Raw genomic sequence first — 15,506 nt, 5'->3', positions numbered from 1 at the left:
GTCGGGGCCGGATCCATCACCCGTTTCCTAGACTGTTAAAAGTCAATAAAACTGAAAACTACCGACTTCTCTCCGGTTTTTAATAGGCGCTTTGCACCCATGTTAGCTCAGAACGAAAATAATCGCATAGGCTATATGCTACTATCAAAGTATAGTTTGGAATTTGGCCAGGAAGTTGACTCTTGTTGTAGCCTTGAAGGCCTCTTATATCCTCTAGATGATTTGAATTTATTCTCGTATATCAGTTAACTTTCAGCTAATCTCTGATCTATTATTAACAACCGCATCATAGGCATACAAGAGACTTTACACGGGTTCGGCAGCGCGCTGCTGCCCCCGCCCGACGCCTCTCGATTCTTCCATTCACCGACTGACAAAACGATTTACGCCTAATTTTGGAACCTAACACAGGTTTTCTTCTTTGCCCCTAATCTGATCTCGCTAAACTAATAACTGCTGCTACCAGGGCATTTTCTGGTGCACATTCTATTGGCTCCTCAAAGATCGGAGCGGGTATGTTTGCTGCCGAGTCCCACACCAGCCGTCATCACATTGCGATTGTTGCCATGGCCTGCCTATGCGTTTTGCTGGGTGGGCCTTCTTATGCCGCGGGCGCGGAGAGCCTCATCATCGCGGGCGCGACGTACTACGAGCCGGGGGGTTTCCGGCCCCGGCTGGGCCTGGACCGATGCCGACCACCTGGAGCTTGACGGCTACGCGGGCGAGGCCATCGGCGCCGACGGCGACCTGGTGCTGACGCTAGCCGGGCAGAACTCCGTGACGGAGTCGCATGCGCCCGATGCGGACATCACGCTGTGCGGCATGGAGGTGTGGGGCAACCTGACGCTTCGCGGCTCCGGGACCCTGACCGCGACGGGCTCGCAGTGCGGGATCCACGTTTCGCAGGCGCTCGTGGTGGACGAATGCACCGTCGATGCACGGGCGGACGGGGCTGATATAACGGACGAGGCGGTTGCCGGCGCGATCGCAGGCGACATGGCCGTGCGCGGCGGCGGACGCGTCGTTGCCGCGGGCGCCGGGCCCGGAGCGGGCGTGCGCGCCTACGGCGTGTATCTGCAGGACTTAAGCCTTGGCGATGGGGCGACTGGCTGTCGGCTTTCCGTCGACGCCTCGCGGCTCGATGCGGCCGGTGCCGATGGCGGCGTTGCGTGTACGGGCGGGTCGCTTGCGTCCGCGCGGTTTGTAACGCCTGCTGGCGGGACCTTTGGTACTAGTGGCGTTGTGGATGCTGCAGGAGTCGTGGCACCGCATGTGGTGGTTGAACCCGAGGACGCCACGGCGCCGGCGGGGGAGACCGACGGGCGCGAGGTGCCCGGTGGCGCGGGCGAGCCGACTGGTGGCGCCGGTCCTGCCGGTGGGCAGCCCGGTGCCGGGTCCGCGACGGATCCCGCCCTGAAGCCCGCGACTGCGACGCCCAAGACGATCACGACAACCAAAACGACAGTAAACAGGACCACGGTGTCCACGCCATCCAAGGCCAAGGCTGCCGGCGCCGCCACCGCCACGCTCCCCAAGACCGCCGACAGCAACTGGATCGCCGCCTCATTAGCGCTATTCCTGCTAGGAGCAGCGCTTATAGCTGCCGCGCACCGCTGCTCGGTATCGCATGCATCGTCATGGCGGTTGTTCCCGCTTTGAGCTACGCAGGCAACCGATTAAAAGCGAGTTTTATGTTCCCAAAAGTAGGGGCGCCCCGGCTAACGCCGGCGCGCCCCTACTACTGAACGGACAGTTTTAATTACTAAGGATACGGCAGCAATCCGTACATTCCGCAGTCGGGAACCATTCTATTCCGCCTCTACGATTTCGTCTGCATTGCCTTCGGTTTCGTTGTTCGGCTCATTTATCTCAGTGTTCTTGGCCACCGTCTCTGTGTCACCGTCTTCTGCAGGGAGGTAATACATTAAGCCAAATAGCTCATTTATCGCTCTGCGAGTATTTGCAGCTGAGACACCGATGCGCTTCAGCTGCATTGCATAGACAAGATAGCGTAGAAGCAGCAAATCAAGAATGGCAGCACCTTTGAAATCCTTGTCAATGTTTCCATGGGCAAAGTCATTTCTTTGCTCAGCCAGCCTGCTTCCAATGACTTCGTAGGAAAATTCCTCATCATTCCTTTTGTATAGACCTTCCCCAAATACCCCAATCATTTCATGAAAATCTCGACCAGCCTGTACAATCTTCGATTCCAGATTGCTAAAGCCGATGCTCTTCTTTGCATATTTCAATATCTTTTTAGCTTTTCCGGAGCTTTGGTTAATGCATTCATCCATCTGAGCTGATGCTCGTTGCTCAGCAGCCACTCGAGCTTCTGATTTGACAACTCCGCTTGGATACGCTTGGTCAAATTCCCATTCAAATGCTGCGGAAGTCAGCACGAAGTCCGATGCATCGAGCGTATGTCCCTTTTCGTATGTTTCAGGAATATGCCTTAGGTAGATTTCTCCGTCTGCAATCGCTCCAAACATTTTAATCTCATACGGGTCCAGCAAAGACAGCTGAATATATCGACCTTTTTCAAGAGGCTTGGTATCAAATGGCTCTGAGGATCTCGCTAGCTTGAATTCAGCTGTGCTGGGGTAATGCGAGTCGTCGTACATAGCCTGCAGGCTGCAATCCTCAATTAGTGTGTTTTTGCTGAATGTCAGATATTTGAGGAAGTCTTCTGCTGCATGCCACAGGCGATAGAAAAACCAGTAATCGTCCGTTTCATCAAACTCGAAAATCATGCTGGAATTAAGGGTGATGGGTGGAGTACTAATTTTCATACTGCATGTCCACCCAACTGAGAAATACGCCGCGATATCTCTGCCCTCAAAGCGAAATGCTCTCTTCACGGTCGAAGTTCTGTCGAATCCATTTGTCCTGATAGAGATGATTCCCTTTTCTGTAAGGTCGTCAGAATCAAATACCTGCGAGAATGCCCTATTAACCGGATGAATGTAATTCAAGGCCCTGCCGGATAGAGTCATCCTGCAAAAACCATTGGTATTCGGGCTACATTCCAGATACCCAGCAACGTTGATATACAGAGTCGAATTTCGACTTCCGACAGTCGATTCCTCCCTGGTCAAAAAGATCAATCGCTTGCTTGTCTCGTTGCAGAAGCCGTCAAGATAAGGCACATCAACAGTCAAAGGGTCGCCGGATGTATACACACCGGGGCAAATTTCTTTCTTTAGCCAACCCCACATAATGTCATTCTTGCGTTCTTTGGGCGGGATGAGAACAAGCTCAGAGCCATCGAACACAAAGACAAAATCAACATCTTTGAATTTTAGAGTTCCCGAATACGTGTTGTCTGTCATCTTATTTACCCCTCATAATGACCTTTCCAGTCCTTGTTCGCAACCTTGTCGCCGATCCTCTCGAGATCGACGCAGGCGAAATGTCAGTCTCCTAACAGCTTGTCCAAGCTGGGCTTAACGGGTTCCACATCACCTGCGTGAACCCGAAGTCGGAGTGGGGGAAGCTGATAGTGAGGTACTTTCCCGAGCTCGCGCCGCTGCAGGCGATTCGGTACAACTATCCGAAGACCCCGCTCACGCTCGACCGCGTTGACGTGGGAGGTCGCGGCGGCATCAGGCAAGAGAACATCATCGACTGGATGCTGTCCGGGGCATGGCCAACAACGTCTCTTATGCCGAGTTCACAATTTAGACAGGAGAACCTGTACCCGCGAGATTAATTGCGTCTCATCCATTTCCTCGGGGGCAATCATCGAACTTAAGGTGGCGCATCGGAGCCATGGAATTAAAGAACTTATCACCGAAATAGTCGAGCAGAAACTCTGGAAAAGCCGATAACACAAACACCGAACCGTCCTCGATCCGCATCCTTTTCTCCTCGCGGAAGATCGCATCGACCGTAACCAGCTCTCGATACGTCTCAAATGAAACCTCATCGAGACCGAGCAGGCACTTGCATCTCAATACGAAGGCAGCGATTGCATCTTTCCATTGGGGAAGCTCCATGTGCTTCCCCACGTTAACGTTTCCCTCTCCCGACTTATTTTTATATTGAGCGATTTCCGAGTTGTCAACAAAACAGCCTGAATGCGCCTGGCACTGCCCTGCGCGATAATCGTACAGTGCCTCGACCATCGGGTAGCTTATATAGAGCTTTCCGCTCTCGTGCTCGTTATCGAATGCGAGGAGCATCGCCTCCACAAGGGCATCGGACTCGCATCCAGGCGCATTGTTCTGATGAGAGTCGTAGTCAAAGAAGAGAAAGACCTCATCAACAGAATCCCTCTCCACGCCCTCTAGACATTTTGCAGCAGAAGGCACCGTTTCTCTCAGTACCTCCACAACATCCAGATCGAAGTCCTCCTCTGCAAGCCGCTCGTAAAGCATGTAGATGTTCTGCGCCGCTGGCAGACAGATCACCCTCAGGTCATCTCTCCCTTTCAGAAAAAGATCCTTCATCTTCTCCGCAAAGCGCAGGTCACGCGACTCTCCTTCAACGATGAAGAGCGTGACCGGGCTAGCCATCGAAAGCACCGGCCTTAAACATCTTCTGGAGGTTATGCGCCAATCTGAGCTCCTTGGGTGTTAGCTTTTCCAGCGAGCGAATCTCCCCCTCCTTGAGAATGAAATAGACATCGGGACGCATGAGGTCGTTCGTCAAAAGGTCCGTGTTGTGCGTCGTAATGAAAACCTGGACACCCTCAAGGTCCCGTAGCATCTCCACGATCGACCGGGACAATTCAAAGTGATAAAAGGCATCGAATTCATCGATAAAGACCAAGGAAGCCTTGCTCATCTTGATATACCAGTAGTAGTACAGAGCAAGTGACATGGTGCCTGTCGAGGCGACCGACGCAAACGGAACGGTACCGCCCTCGAACCTGCAATAAAGCTCGGGAACTCCATTCACGTCCACGGATACGAGGTTCAGGGAGATTTCCTGCTGGCGCAAGAATTCTTGGAAGTCCTCCATCTTTCCTTCGCGAATAATGCCCTGGGTAAAGATATCCGAGCCAACCGAAAGCCCCTGATATCCACGCTCATCGAGCGAGTAGAACATGAGCATGTTGTCGACAAAGGAGGTGAAGGCTCTAAACGCCCTGGCAGACGGCTCATCTCGCAGTATTGCATTGCTCTTGACATATTTGACACGCGACAGCCTGTCGGACTCAGTGGGGAGATCGGTAGAAAGCGAGAGGGACTCGGCGCCCGGCAGGTCAACATGACCCGTTTGAGCGTCGAACCTGTAGCTCAAGACCTCCACGCCAGCAATGTACAGACTCTCGTATACAAGCGTCTGTGGGTCGGTTTTCCCGTAGCGGTATACGACCTCGATATTGTCGAAGACAAAATCGTATTGAAACTCTGTAATTGAACTCTTTGAATTAAGGCACCGGTATGGCGAGTATTTTTTGAGCAGCTTTTCCTTGTCGGTCAGATGCAGAACAATGTCGAATATCGCGAGGGCGAAATTGGACTTTCCACTGCCATTCGCACCATATATGATGCCCTTTGCCTTAATGCCATCCTGAATTACCTGTTGATTGAATGAATAGTTGGCGGGATCGGATAGATCAAATGTAATTCGCTTATTGAAGCACTTGAAATTTGAAACCGAAAACTTCTTGAGCATGGCACGGCTCCTCTGCTTTCTGAGTCTATTTGAAACACAGGATAAAGTAGCTTAGCAAATTGGTCAATTTGCCCGTATTTTTAATACGGATATTCCGAAGAAAAACTACGGAAGTACGCGATATACGCCGGGCCTGTCCAACCGATCATAGTCTTCGCAGGGCAAGACTTCTTCGCGCGCGAGGGAGAATGTAATCTCGATCGTTAGGCGCACGCTGATAAAACTAGGCGGTACCGTCTCAGCGACCCCGCCTTACAAATCCGAAGGTTTTTCATCTAAATCTATTATGAACCATCTTTTATGGACTATCGGAACCATTTATCAAACAACATCATCAGAAACGTGAAGAAACGTGAAGGGCGAATTCGGAAGCTGATTCTCCCTTTCACCGGCTGGCAAAACGATTTACACCTAATTGCGGACATTGCCCACGCGATTTCTCTTTGCTCCCGCATCGATCTCGCTAAACTAATAGGTGCTGCTACCAGGGCATTTTTCGGGTGCATATTCTATTGGCTCCTGCGAAGATCGGAGCGGCTATGTTTGCCGCCGAGTCCCACACCGGCCGTCATCACATCGCGATCGCTGCCATGGCCTGCCTATGCGTTTTGCTGGGCGGGCCTTCTTGTGCCGCGGGCGCGGAGAGCCTCATCATCGCGTGTGCGACGTACTACGAGCCGGGCGTGTCGGGCCCCGGCTGGGCCTGGACCGATGCCGGCCATCTGGAGCTTGACGGCTACGCGGGCGAGGCTATTGGCGCCGAAGGCGGCCTGGTGCTAACGCTTACCGGGCAAAACTTCGTGACGGAGTCGCATGCGCCCGATGCGGACATCACGCTGTGCGGCATGGAGGTGTGGGGCAACCTGACGCTTCGCGGTACCGGGACCCTGACGGCGACGGGCTCGCAGTGCGGAATCCACGTCTCGCAGGCGCTCGTGGTGGACGGCTGCACCGTCGATGCCCGGGCGGACGGAGCCGATATTACGGACGAGGCGGTCGCCGGCGTGATCGCTGGCGATATGGCCGTGCGCGGCGGCGGGCGCGTCGTTGCCGCGGGCACCGGGTCCGGAGCGGGCGTGCGCGCCTATGGCGTGTATCTGCAAGATGCGGGCCTTGGCAATGGTGCGGCCGGCTGTAGGCTTTCCGTCGACGCCTCGTGGCTGGATGCGGCCGGCGCCGACGGTGGCGTTGCGTGCACGGACGGGTCGCTTGTGTCCGCGCGGTTTGTAGCGCCTGTTGGTGGGGCTTTTGGTGCTAGCGGCGTGGTTGATGCTGCCGGTGCGGTGGCACCGCATGTGGCGGTTGAGCCCGATGTGGCTACGCCGCCGGCGGGGGAGGCCGACAGGGGCGAGGTACCGGGCGATAGCGCGGACAAGTCTCCCGCCGATTCAAGCCCCGCTGCCGGAGAGCCCACCGCAGGACCCACGGCAAATCCCTCGCTGAAACCCGCGGCCACGACAACCAAAACAACAACGACGGTAGCCAAGACCACGGTCGCCAAAGTCCCCAAACCCAAGGCTGCCACCGCGGCCACTGCGGTACTCCCCAAGACCGGCGACACCAACTGGATCGCCGCCTCTTTATCGTTATTCCTGCTGGGATTGGCATTTTTTGGTGTCGCATATCGCTGCTGAGGTGCCAATTTTTCAGAAGTGTGCGGTGATCGATTTCTCATCTATTTGCTAATCACCGATTATCGCTAATCGATGACCTTACAACTGGCAGCATGCCGTCGCATCACCAAGAAGATCATCTCTCAGCATTTGCGGTGCACATGTCGGCTATAAGTACAATTCGAGACATTGATAGCGCCCTATGACAAACAAGAAAGATTTCTTCTCTCCATTCATAATCATCTTCAAGGACGACATCGTCTGAATGCCTATTCTGGATGGAAATCCGAGACAAACACGTGAGCACGGAAACTCAGATTGCAGTATCGATGGAATCTAGAGGCTACTGTTTCTACCTGAAAGGACACGAGGGGGCTCATTGCACAGACGACACCGTGGAAGGCGCGCCAACATCACACTTGCCCCATCGCGGAGTTATAAAGCGCGGTTCAGCCTTTGCGCATAATTAAAGACTGGTAAAATGACCCCCATAGCCGGTTCGAATTAGCGTTTGCGCATCGCAATCGGAAGTGCTTTGTTTGCACATTATATTCTGCTACGTGTCTATCAGGTACGACTCTACGGAGGAACCGGCTATTAACTTTAAGGATAATCTGATGCTCAACGAACTTCAGTCGAAAGGCGATCTGGCTGGGTTTCTTGGCCTGTCCTTGGAAAAGCTTGATCTCTTTGTATATCCAACTTCCATGTACGACCTATATAGAAATAGATTGGTCCCAAAAAGAAACGGTGGCTATCGAGAACTATTAATCCCAAGATCTGATTTAAAAAGGGCTCAAAGAATCATCGCCTCTGAGCTTGAAAAGGTTTATAAGCCATTGCCTTGTGTCCATGGTTTTGTAAAAGGACGGTCAATAAAAACAAATGCTGAAAATCACATTGGCTCGCAAGTAATTGTTGGCCTGGATATTAAGGACTTCTTTCCTTCTATCTCGTCAAGACGAGTGTACGGGCTTCTTGTTTCCAAGAAGTTAGGTCTAACCCCTGAAGTTGCATTCTGTATTTCAAGGATTGTTGCGACACCGAAAGGACTCCCTCAAGGCGCTCCCTCATCTCCTATTATTTCAAACATGATTTGCCTCGGTATGGATAAACAGCTAATGCACCTATCGCGAGAATATCGATACCAATACTCTCGATATGCCGATGATCTCACGTTCTCATTTAAAAGTTCTTACTTCTTTTATCGAAATTTTTATTCAGGTGGAAAGCTCAGGTTGCCCAATAAGCTACGAAACGCAATCACTAACTTCCATGGAACCGAATCGTTTGAGCTCAACGAGGATAAATCGTTTTACAGTTGCAATTTTTCAAGACAACTGGTCACGGCCGTTGTCTGCAATCAAAAGACAAATATCAAACGCGAGCAATATCGGCGACTCCGCTCAACGCTCCATCGACTAAGCAATGGCGACATTGAAGGCGCGATGGGCTGCTATTACGGTAAATCCATCGTCAAACTAACCGATGCAGAAAAAGGGATGTTTGAAGCGTCTCTTCGCGGAAGTCTTGATTTTTACAAGTCTCTGATTAAGGACCCCTGGACATCGGGACCACTTATGCGTTTGGGCAGCTTGTACAATAAATCGAAACCAGAAGACACACCTGTTTTCCCAGTTGCACTTCAACAAGACTCGCTTCTATATCTAGAAGGAGAGGATGACAAGCAAAACTCATTTGAGGGTCTCGGGTTTTATTTGGCTGGCTACGGTCTTGTTACGGCCTGGCATGTGATATGCGATGCCGTTTCCCGTGATAAAAATAGCAGGGAAATTAAATTATTCAGCTCAGATAAGACGCCGCTTGCAATTTTTAGGTTTGGAAATGAGGTAGTTCAGGATAACAAACGCGATGCCGCAATATTACAAGATGTTCCTCCTGCGATCTTAAAGAACATTCCCCTTCTTCCATCAAATATGGATTTGCTTACCAAGGGCGACAGGATCTCTGCTTACCAACACCATTTTTCCGAATCTAGATTCAGCTTTGAGCTACACAGCGGAGATTTGCTCAGGGTTGGGGAACCAAGTGAAGAGGGCACACTTTGTTATACGAATTGCTCATTTCGCCATGGAATGAGTGGTGGCCCGGTGTTTAATGGTTTGGGTCAGGTTGTCGGCATAGTACATACTGTAACTGAGCATGGAACACTTGGCTCATTTCTCCCCTTAAAGGATTGTATCCGCTCAACTGATGTGTATGGAGAATGGCTACTCTTCTAACTAGGTTGCCAAGCACTCTAGCCCGGAAACTCTCATCGCGGAAGGCTCGTAACAAGGTGTCTGCCGCTTTTACCTAAACGGCAACGACTGGGAAGGCCATAAGAGGATACTGAGTTATATGCTGGATAACGGGCTAGTCAGGAAGACAAAGAGCGGCGAGCTGTAAAACATTTCGTTCGAGTACGACTCTGAGACCTATCCAGGAAAGTACAAGGGGAGCGGCTTCTCAGGAAAGATAAAGCTTGCGGACTTCATAGACCTGGAGACAGGAGAGTTTACTTAGGACAGCGGGCGGAATGATGAGCTCTGCTTATGCTAGACGTTTATCGCTAATCGCATGATCAACGCACCGCGACGGTTTCATGCCAAAAAGACACTGAAGTGTGAGATAGCTCAACTCTCAACAAAACAAATAATCAGCAGTTCAGGTCTTATGGGAATAATTCAATTCGCATTACGCTGCATCAAATCTGTTCTTTATACTCGGATGTAAACACTAAGGAGGCAAACATGCTTTGGAGCTATGTTCAGCTTGATGACGGCACTCAGTTTGCCTACTCAGAGACAAGAGATGACGGGACCGTTCGCGTAGCCGTCGAGCGTCCGGTTGGCCCTGGCTTTGACCATGCGGAATGCTTCTTGCCTGCGGTTAATTGGTTCAATGTCGAAGGTTTTTCTACTGACGATCTAGATTTTTTGACCGAGTTCGTTAGATCAAACGCTCCGTTTATCTTCGAGCTTGCAGAACGGCAAAAAGCCGGATCGGCGGTATCCGCGCTGGCCCCCTGACGCTCTACTGTTGAACGGAAAATATCCCATGATTTCGCCTTCCGACATATCCACCGTCGCCTCCCGCGTGCTGGCTCAATACGACGTCAGCGAAGCCTATTTATTTGGCTCTTTTGCTCGAAGCGAGCAAACGCTCGATAGCGATATTGACTTGCGCCTAGTCTGCGGCAACGCCATGACGTTCGGCACGCTTTACGAACTCTCCCATGAGCTCGAGAGGGAACTTGGACGAAAGGTTGAAATCGTCACCAACCCACCAGAGCACATGCGCCCGGCTTTCCGCCAAAGCATCGAGCAAGATGAGGTGCGTGTCTATGAAGCGCTGCAAGCAGGATGAGGCGTTAGTGTGCTCCGGCGTGATCAGCAAGTCTGATTTTTGTCGCATACTTCCGGACTCGGCGAGCCTTAGAAGCCAGTATTGAACTCAAACTCGATTCCAGACACCCTCTTGCTCTTTAAATACAGGTATCGCTCTAGCAATAGTTTGCTATACTATCGCTAGAGCGATACCTGTTAGGAGGCTCGCGTGGAGCTGTGGCATGGTTCTCAGAAAATCATTGAGACTCCCCAGCTTGGCCTGGGGAAATTCCATAACGACTATGGACAGGGATTCTATTGCACAGAGAGCCTCGACCTTGCAAGGGAATGGGCATGCTCTCGTGATGCCGATGGCTTTGCGAATCGCTATGAACTCGATATGGCCGATCTCAAGGTACTCGACCTGCTATCGCCGCAATATTCAGTTTTGCATTGGATGGCGTTGCTTGTAGAGCATCGTTCTTTTCGCAAAGATACCGCTATTGCCGCAGGGGCGTGCGAATATCTCCACGATCACTTTCTACCTGACACGAGCGCTTGCGACGTAATAAGGGGATGGCGTGCGGACGATTCGTACTTTAGCTATGCCAGAGCTTTTGCGAACAATACGATTACCGTCGATCAGCTTGGTCGATCTATGAGGCTCGGCAACTTGGGAGAGCAGATTGTGCTCAAAAGCGAGCGCGCGTTTAAGAACATTCGTTTTGCTGGATTTGAACGTGCGCCGCAAGCTCTGTATGGTCCATTGGCCAAGGAGCGAGATGAAGCGGCAAGAGCGCACTACCGGGAGCTACTTGCCGAAACCCCATTTGAGGGAATTCGTATCGTCGATATCATTCGAGAGGGGATGACGGGCGATGATCCACGCCTACAGTGAGATGTATCTCGAGGATGCCATGAGAACGCTGGGCGAGGCGGTCGATTTTGCCCTCTGTGACCAAGGGCTGACTCCAGCCGAGTTGACCGCGATCCTGTCGAACGCTTTTGAGATGAAACAGTTTGAGCGCGGTATGCCTCGCGTCGTCTGTGGCATGGCGGGCGACGAGCTCGCGCGCGATATTATCGCCCATGCGGGACTGACCCCCGTCGAATGCAGGGAGACCTATCCGTTCGACTGTTCTCCTCAGTATTGGGCGGGCTGGGTTTTGGCCTATACGCAATGGATGTGCAGCCTGGGCTTTAATGAGCTACTCGAAGTCGCTCCTCTTGATTGGATCATCGGCTCGTACCATCCGCTTCACGAGGCCTCCGAAGACAAATTCGCCCAGATTATTATCGAAAAATGGAACAACGCCCAGAAAGACAAAAAGGGCCTCAAAGCGGCACGAAAGGCGGCCGGCCTAACGCAAAAACAGCTCGCCGCCCAATCGGGGGTCAAGCTTCGCGCCATACAGCTCTACGAGCAAAACCAGCTCGACCTACGTCGCGCCTCGGTCTCCTCGGCATTGGCACTCGCAAACACCCTAAGCTGCGCCATCGAAGACCTCGTCTGGCAACCAATTGCTCTGGAGTACGATTCGCGGGCTATTTCGTCTGTAAAGCTATAGAGGAGTCAGACATGCCTTGGAGTTATGTTCAACAAGATGGCGGCGCTGATTGCGTTGCTCAAGAAGATCATTCAACTGCGCACGTGGCAAATTCAGCATCACCGATTTTGCTCGACGGCGCTACGTCAATCGACGAAGCTATTCGGCTGACCATTTCGAACATGCCCAACGCGCTCAGGCTCTTGGAGAACTCATGATGGCGGCTATGCAGCGGAGCGCTCATCCGTTCGCGCCGCTCGTGCTCGATGATACCGGTTCGCTCGAAGCTATGGCCGCGGCCATGATGCGCCTGCACAGCACGCTGATGACGGTCGGGCGCTGCTATACAACCGACGCCACAGGCGACCGGGCCACGCTTGAGCTTGGACGCGTCGAGTCCGTGCTTGCGGGTGCATTCTGTACGATATTCGATCAATCGCCGGCCGATCGCTTCGCAGACATCTTTGACCAGGTCACCTACGTGGCCGAGCACATGGTCAAGGACCACATCTTTGAAGACGGTAACAAACGAACCAGCCTTGTCTTCGCGTTGTCCGTCTTAAGGTTCGCCGGCACTCCGGTCGTGCTGTCCGACAGCCCCGAGCCCAAAGACAACCAGTGCTATGCCTGGATCCAGGACCTTGTTTCCAGTCGCCGCACGAACAGCGAGCTAGCCGAAGAGCTGCGCCGCGGTTGCATTGCGGGCGGGGGCGACCCGTCGCACGTATAGAATCAAAGCATCCGCACGCCGGTTATTGAATGGATTGGACACCACATGGAAATCCCCAGCACCCTGTGCAGCAATGTGTACGAGTTTGCGTTTTGCCCCGAGCCCTGTTACGACCGCCTGGTCGACCTCGCCGATCCCGAGGACTGGGGCCCCAGCAACCGCATCCTCAAAAACTACTTGTCGTTTTCGTTTAGTCGCGCGGTGTTCCTGACCGAGCGCGACGGGGACCAGACCGCGCCGTCCAACCTGCCGCTGGTGTTCGACGACGACCGCTGCCTGTTTAACACCGGCCTGTACACACGCCGTTACGAGACCATCTACGGCTTGTTTGAGCCCAACACCAAGCCCGATGCGCGCCAGCGCTGGTTTTTGAAGGGCTTCTTTAAGGAGAGCGACCCCATGCTGGTCTCGTTTGAGTACCTGCCATGCCGCGTGCGTTTTGCCGAGGACCCCTCCGAGCTGGTCTTTGACTACCGCCTGCCCATCCGCTCCAACATCGACCACATTCTGGGCGACGAGGAGAACCTCACGCGCATTCCCGCCAGCCTGATGGGGGAGGGCAACTCGCTGCTGCTGCGTCGCGCCTTTGAGGGCACCGTCGTCGAGGCCGCCCGCCGCGCCGCCGCCAACTACACGCTTGCCGTGCCGCAGTTCTATGGCGGCCGGATCCAGCTGCTGCTGCCGCTGTGCCTAACCGGCGACAAGCCCGAGCTGGCGCTAACCATACAGCGCGAGGACGGCTTTTACGCCGCGCGCACCTGCCTCACGCTCGACATGGCCTACAACAACGCGCGACTTATCTGCCGCCCCGAGACCTCGTGGATCAAGCGATAAAGGGTGGTTTAGCTGCTGGTTTGTCGGCTACCCTGATTGCGGTTGCGCGGTCTACGCCCACGAATTTAAAATCGGGGGCAAAAAGTTCTTGGTAAACCACGCGCTGCTATGATAGTATCTCTTTTGCCGAAAGGCGACGGGCGATTGGCTCAGGGGTAGAGCATATCCTTCACACGGATGGGGTCACAAGTTCGAATCTTGTATCGCCCACCATCAAAAGCGCAGGTCAGAGGTGTTAAACCTCTGGCCTTTTCTTTTTGACACCAAAATCGAAGCGAAGTTACCTAAGGCGTTATATGTTACGCAGTACACCTTAGGTGTCGTCATTGCGTGTTTTGCAAAATGCGTCTGCGTTCATTCATTGAATTCCCTGCGTAATCTATGTGCAATTGTGGAGACAGAGACCGCTGGCTCATAGCTTGTACCAGCGCGTTTATGCCTATGGCGGTTATTCAACGGATTGCGTCAAGCTTTTGGTCAGTGTTTGGTCAGCTTCCCGTACTTACCCACATGATGCGCCAGTAGATAATCGACCTTACACGCAATCCGCACGGCCCGAGGCCGAAACCAGGGAGGCACAAATGGACGAAATCGTCTGCGCAAACACTGCATTCCGATATTGGCGCTGCCCGCCGCAGGTGCGCGACCTCTACCCGCGCCTGCCCAACTCTGAAGACGGCTGGCGAGCTCTATCCCAAGCCCCTTTCGTAACCGACGTCCTCAAGACCCCGATTATCGCTGTTGCTTCGCCAGGTTGTTGTAATCACCACTCGGGATTGCGCTCCACTATTCGCTGGGAAGGGGCTTCGGATACCGGCACAACAACCGACACTCATTTAGGCTTTAGCGTCACCAATCCGCTTAACACGTTATTTACTATGACACGCTTTGTGTCCCAAATAGATCTCGTACTGGCCATGTACGAACTTTGCGGCTGGTTTTCTGTTTTCGAGCCGGCTCCCGCTGCCGAAATGCAGCTAAAAATGGCGGTAGAGGAGAATCGCAATTCCAGCACGCAGGATTTGTTCGAACTTGGAGAGGGCGAAGACGAGGTTCCTTGGAAACGAGTTTATGCCCGCGCAACCGTTAAGGACCCAGATAATGATAGCCAAACGAGCAAGCGTGAAGATGGAAGAGAGGTTACGAAACTCAAAGGTACTTCTCTCTGGATGAGAAAGCCTCTCATCGAACTGAGCGACCTGCATCGTTTCGCCGACAAGGTCAAAAGTCAAATGTGGGGAAAGCAGTTTTATGATGCCGCTCAGCAGGTTATCGGCATTGCTGCGTCTCCGCTCGAGGTCGCGGGGGTCCTGCTTCTAAGCCGTTCTCGACGTCTAGGTGGTTCAGGATTCAGATACGTGTACCTCAACGATTTAACCCCTCTATCCGTGGCAGCCCAAAGCATCGCAGGTCAAAAGGTCTGCTACGGCGACATCGTGATCGTAAATCCGATTCTTATGAAAGGGGCAATTATCGAAATCCAAGGCGAAGTCATTCATGGCTCAGGTGCAATACTTGACCACGATGCGGAACGCATGACTGCGTTGCAGAGCATGGGATTCGATGTATTCCTGGTGACTCATGATATGCTCAACGATTCAAAGCAGCTAGACACCATCGTCAGAAGTGTCTGCGACCGTTTAGGGATTCGCTATAAAGCCAGAACTGAGGCAATGAAGTGCGCCGAGACGAGACTGCGAGCAAATGTTTTGTGCAACTGGTTGGAAATCGGAAATTAGCCGGCGACAAGGCGCTAAAACGACCTGGTTTGCATGCTAGCTAACTAGTGTCATTTCAAAACTATGCCGGATTACGGGGCTGGACCCGGGCC

Annotated in this window: 14 protein-coding genes and 1 tRNA gene; 12 read left to right on the top strand and 3 right to left on the bottom strand. The window is 52.8% G+C overall.

Annotated elements, in window-relative coordinates; all coding sequences use genetic code 11:
* Nucleotides 1-603: 603 nt before the first annotated feature.
* Nucleotides 604-1,659 (top strand): hypothetical protein, encoded by a 1,056-nt coding sequence (locus tag DXB98_RS09585; RefSeq protein WP_117743952.1) that lies wholly within the window; start codon nucleotides 604-606, stop codon nucleotides 1,657-1,659.
* Nucleotides 1,660-1,808: 149 nt separating this feature from the next.
* On the opposite strand, the gene DXB98_RS09580 is transcribed toward DXB98_RS09585, so the two are convergent.
* Nucleotides 1,809-3,329, bottom strand: a complete 1,521-nt coding sequence (locus DXB98_RS09580) for a hypothetical protein (RefSeq protein WP_117743951.1) — start codon at nucleotides 3,327-3,329, stop codon at nucleotides 1,809-1,811.
* A 170-nt stretch (nucleotides 3,330-3,499) separates the two neighbouring features.
* Between DXB98_RS09580 and DXB98_RS09575 the strand changes: the two genes are divergently transcribed.
* On the top strand, nucleotides 3,500-3,709 hold the full coding sequence (locus DXB98_RS09575) for a hypothetical protein (protein WP_147330326.1): 210 nt from the start codon (nucleotides 3,500-3,502) through the stop codon (nucleotides 3,707-3,709).
* A gap of 7 nt (nucleotides 3,710-3,716) precedes the next feature.
* Here DXB98_RS09575 and DXB98_RS09570 read toward each other — a convergent pair whose 3' ends face one another.
* Both DXB98_RS09570 and DXB98_RS09565 read right to left on the bottom strand, forming a co-directional pair.
* A complete protein-coding gene (locus DXB98_RS09570; RefSeq protein WP_117743949.1) occupies nucleotides 3,717-4,514 on the bottom strand; it encodes a hypothetical protein in 798 nt (265 codons plus the stop codon).
* Nucleotides 4,507-5,622 carry an ATP/GTP-binding protein gene (locus tag DXB98_RS09565; RefSeq protein WP_117743948.1) on the bottom strand — a complete coding sequence of 372 codons (1,116 nt, stop codon included), beginning with the start codon at nucleotides 5,620-5,622 and terminating at the stop codon, nucleotides 4,507-4,509. Before DXB98_RS09565 ends, DXB98_RS09570 begins: the two co-directional genes overlap by 8 nt.
* A gap of 539 nt (nucleotides 5,623-6,161) precedes the next feature.
* On the opposite strand from DXB98_RS09565, the gene DXB98_RS09560 reads away from it, so the two are divergent.
* The 10 genes from DXB98_RS09560 to DXB98_RS09515 all read left to right on the top strand — a co-directional run bounded on the left by DXB98_RS09560 (nucleotide 6,162) and on the right by DXB98_RS09515 (nucleotide 15,414).
* On the top strand, nucleotides 6,162-7,256 hold the full coding sequence (locus DXB98_RS09560; protein WP_117743947.1) for a hypothetical protein: 1,095 nt from the start codon (nucleotides 6,162-6,164) through the stop codon (nucleotides 7,254-7,256).
* A gap of 596 nt (nucleotides 7,257-7,852) precedes the next feature.
* Entirely contained in the window at nucleotides 7,853-9,478 is a 1,626-nt protein-coding gene (locus DXB98_RS09555; RefSeq protein ID WP_117743946.1) for a reverse transcriptase domain-containing protein, read from the top strand.
* Nucleotides 9,479-9,988: 510 nt separating this feature from the next.
* Complete coding sequence (locus tag DXB98_RS09550; protein WP_117743945.1) at nucleotides 9,989-10,267, top strand: hypothetical protein; 279 nt, start codon at nucleotides 9,989-9,991, stop codon at nucleotides 10,265-10,267.
* Nucleotides 10,268-10,295: 28 nt separating this feature from the next.
* Complete coding sequence (locus tag DXB98_RS09545; RefSeq protein WP_117743944.1) at nucleotides 10,296-10,604, top strand: nucleotidyltransferase family protein; 309 nt, start codon at nucleotides 10,296-10,298, stop codon at nucleotides 10,602-10,604.
* 189 nt (nucleotides 10,605-10,793) lie between these two features.
* The gene (locus DXB98_RS09540; RefSeq protein WP_117743943.1) at nucleotides 10,794-11,462 is read left to right on the top strand and encodes a DUF3990 domain-containing protein; all 669 of its coding nucleotides are present in this window, start codon (nucleotides 10,794-10,796) and stop codon (nucleotides 11,460-11,462) included.
* The gene (locus DXB98_RS09535; protein ID WP_117743942.1) at nucleotides 11,443-12,132 is read left to right on the top strand and encodes a helix-turn-helix domain-containing protein; all 690 of its coding nucleotides are present in this window, start codon (nucleotides 11,443-11,445) and stop codon (nucleotides 12,130-12,132) included. Before DXB98_RS09540 ends, DXB98_RS09535 begins: the two co-directional genes overlap by 20 nt.
* 193 nt (nucleotides 12,133-12,325) lie before the next feature.
* Nucleotides 12,326-12,841, top strand: a complete 516-nt coding sequence (locus DXB98_RS09530) for a Fic family protein (protein ID WP_117743941.1) — start codon at nucleotides 12,326-12,328, stop codon at nucleotides 12,839-12,841.
* A 45-nt stretch (nucleotides 12,842-12,886) separates the two neighbouring features.
* The gene (locus tag DXB98_RS09525; RefSeq protein WP_117743940.1) at nucleotides 12,887-13,675 is read left to right on the top strand and encodes a DUF3825 domain-containing protein; all 789 of its coding nucleotides are present in this window, start codon (nucleotides 12,887-12,889) and stop codon (nucleotides 13,673-13,675) included.
* Nucleotides 13,676-13,813: 138 nt separating this feature from the next.
* Nucleotides 13,814-13,888, top strand: a tRNA-Val gene (locus DXB98_RS09520).
* A 368-nt stretch (nucleotides 13,889-14,256) separates the two neighbouring features.
* Nucleotides 14,257-15,414: a hypothetical protein gene (locus DXB98_RS09515; protein WP_117743939.1), complete on the top strand. Its 1,158-nt coding sequence runs from the start codon at nucleotides 14,257-14,259 to the stop codon at nucleotides 15,412-15,414.
* The last annotated feature ends 92 nt before the right edge of the window (nucleotides 15,415-15,506 follow it).

The organism is Collinsella sp. OM07-12 (assembly GCF_003438275.1).
Taxonomy (GTDB): Bacteria; Actinomycetota; Coriobacteriia; order Coriobacteriales; family Coriobacteriaceae; genus Collinsella.
The sequence above is the reverse complement of the archived record's forward strand: the minus strand, read 5'-3'. Positions and strand labels throughout refer to the sequence as shown.

Excerpts from the sequence above, each read along its gene's own strand:
- DXB98_RS09570 (WP_117743949.1), bottom strand. The coding sequence starts at position 4,514 with ATGGCTAGCCCGGTCACGCTCTTCATCGTTGAAGGAGAGTCGCGTGAC.
- DXB98_RS09525 (WP_117743940.1), top strand. The coding sequence starts at position 12,887 with ATGGAAATCCCCAGCACCCTGTGCAGCAATGTGTACGAGTTTGCGTTT.
- DXB98_RS09545 (WP_117743944.1), top strand. The coding sequence starts at position 10,296 with ATGATTTCGCCTTCCGACATATCCACCGTCGCCTCCCGCGTGCTGGCT.
- DXB98_RS09585 (WP_117743952.1), top strand. The coding sequence starts at position 604 with ATGCCGCGGGCGCGGAGAGCCTCATCATCGCGGGCGCGACGTACTACG.
- DXB98_RS09515 (WP_117743939.1), top strand. The coding sequence starts at position 14,257 with ATGGACGAAATCGTCTGCGCAAACACTGCATTCCGATATTGGCGCTGC.
- DXB98_RS09550 (WP_117743945.1), top strand. The coding sequence starts at position 9,989 with ATGCTTTGGAGCTATGTTCAGCTTGATGACGGCACTCAGTTTGCCTAC.
- DXB98_RS09530 (WP_117743941.1), top strand. The coding sequence starts at position 12,326 with ATGATGGCGGCTATGCAGCGGAGCGCTCATCCGTTCGCGCCGCTCGTG.
- DXB98_RS09560 (WP_117743947.1), top strand. The coding sequence starts at position 6,162 with ATGTTTGCCGCCGAGTCCCACACCGGCCGTCATCACATCGCGATCGCT.
- DXB98_RS09535 (WP_117743942.1), top strand. The coding sequence starts at position 11,443 with ATGATCCACGCCTACAGTGAGATGTATCTCGAGGATGCCATGAGAACG.
- DXB98_RS09555 (WP_117743946.1), top strand. The coding sequence starts at position 7,853 with ATGCTCAACGAACTTCAGTCGAAAGGCGATCTGGCTGGGTTTCTTGGC.
- DXB98_RS09565 (WP_117743948.1), bottom strand. The coding sequence starts at position 5,622 with ATGCTCAAGAAGTTTTCGGTTTCAAATTTCAAGTGCTTCAATAAGCGA.
- DXB98_RS09580 (WP_117743951.1), bottom strand. The coding sequence starts at position 3,329 with ATGACAGACAACACGTATTCGGGAACTCTAAAATTCAAAGATGTTGAT.